At 66.3% G+C, this 1773-nt stretch carries 2 protein-coding genes; one reads left to right on the forward strand and one right to left on the reverse strand.

The window, feature by feature from the left end; all coding sequences use genetic code 11:
- Positions 1-356: 356 nt before the first annotated feature.
- Complete coding sequence (locus ABZ919_RS41445) at positions 357-740, reverse strand: transposase (protein WP_361259491.1); 384 nt, start codon at positions 738-740, stop codon at positions 357-359.
- Positions 741-1038: 298 nt separating this feature from the next.
- On the opposite strand from ABZ919_RS41445, the gene ABZ919_RS41450 reads away from it, so the two are divergent.
- Entirely contained in the window at positions 1039-1641 is a 603-nt protein-coding gene (locus ABZ919_RS41450; protein ID WP_361259493.1) for a class I SAM-dependent methyltransferase, read from the forward strand.
- The last annotated feature ends 132 nt before the right edge of the window (positions 1642-1773 follow it).

A 1773-nucleotide genomic window follows, 5' to 3' on the forward strand; every position in this document is an offset into this window, starting at 1 on the left:
AGTTGCCTACGTGTCACACCCAGCGTCCTACCAGGTCCCGCCCCCGCACGGGACCAGAACCCGAGATTGATCACGACCTCACACAGGCCCTAGAACACCTCCAAAGCCGCGCTCACCCTCCTGGCCGGCTACCAGACACCTACCGGCCTGCGGCGCATGGGCCAGTCACGGCTCGCCGCCTGCCTGGCCAACCGCAAGGCCCGCAATGCCTCCGCCGTCGCGGCCACAGCGATCGAAGCCGCGAGCCTGCAACACACACAGGTCCCCGGCGAGAAGACGGCCGCTGCCATGGCATGCACTCTGGTCCGAGCGGTCACAGACCTGGACCACGAGCTAGAGATCTTTAACGGCTGAGGTTACGGCGGTTGGAAGTCGAGTCCGGTCTTGGCGATGAGGCCCTCGATGAGACGGGGGCGGTACTGCATGCGTTTCAGCCGCGTCTTCACCAATGCGGTGAGCTGATCCAGGCTGTGTTTGGTGAGGTTGGCCAGCGACCTCTTCAGGTGCGACCACACGCCCTCGACGGGGTTGAACTCGGGAGCGTACGGCGGCAGCTGGTAGACGCGCAGCCATAATCGGGCGGCGATCAGCTCGCGCATGGTGCGGCTGACGTGTGTGTTCAGGTTGTCCCAGACCAGCACGATGGGGCCGCCGAGCTGCTGGTGGGTGGCATCGAGCAGGCGGGCGTAGTCGGTCTCGGTGAAGCCCTTGCGGCGGCCCTTGGCGGGGCCGCCTGCCAACCGCTCGACGGCGGCCAGGGTGTCCCTGCCGTCCCTGCCCAGCGCAAGGCCCGCCGCGAGTACGAGAACCGGGTCACCGGCTTCGGAGCTCCGGCCTGAACAAGATCACCGGCTTAGCGTTAACCGTGGCGGGAGGGAGAGTGCGGGGCTCTACCGGCGGCGGGCCAGCACAACCCCGCCTGCGCATCCTACGGCCTCCCGGCCCGCTACCCGATCGGGATAGCGTCGGGGTGAATAGGCAGGTGCGAGGTAAGGGGAACCGGGCGTGCGAACCGAAGACGGGCAGTTCCAGGAACAGTTGGAGAAGACACTCCAGCCGCCCGCGCCCATCCCACCCGGGGACACCTGGTCCGCGGCCCCGGACCTACTGCTGTACCTCGTCGAGCAGATCCGATCGCGACGGCCCTCACTGATCATCGAAGCGGGCAGTGGAACCTCCTCGTTGTGGCTTGCCACGGCCCTGCGCACCTTCGACATACCGGGCCATGTGGTGAGCCTGGAGCACGACCCCGAGTACCACGCGCAAAACGCCCGGGAAGTCGACCGGCTCGGACTCGGCGATATCGCAGAGGTACGGCTCGCACCGCTCGAACAGCACACGATCCACGGCGAAACCTGGTCCTGGTACGCGGAAACAGCCTGGCGGGATTTGAGCGGCTGCGACATGCTGTTCGTGGATGGCCCACCCGGGTGGTCAGCCCCCCTCGCCCGGTACCCGGCGGTCCCGCTGCTCGCCGGCGTCCTCACCCCCGGAGCCATAGTCCTCCTCGATGACTACGACCGCGACGAAGAACAGGCCGTAGCCGCCCGGTGGAAGCGGCAACACCCCACCTGGACGCTCGAACGCCTTGCACACCGCAAGGGAACGGCGGTGTTGAACCTGCCAGACACGAAACCCTAAGAAAACGCTGACCAACCAGGTGAAGCGCCTGCCATTAAGAGGTCCTAACGGAATGCGGTTGAGTTGTGACCTCTGGCTGGGTGACGCAGTTGGTTGGGTGTGAGGAAGCGTGATCCCCAACCGTGGCTGGTC

This window comes from Streptomyces sp. NPDC046759 (assembly GCF_040645475.1).
Taxonomy (GTDB): domain Bacteria; phylum Actinomycetota; class Actinomycetes; order Streptomycetales; family Streptomycetaceae; genus Streptomyces.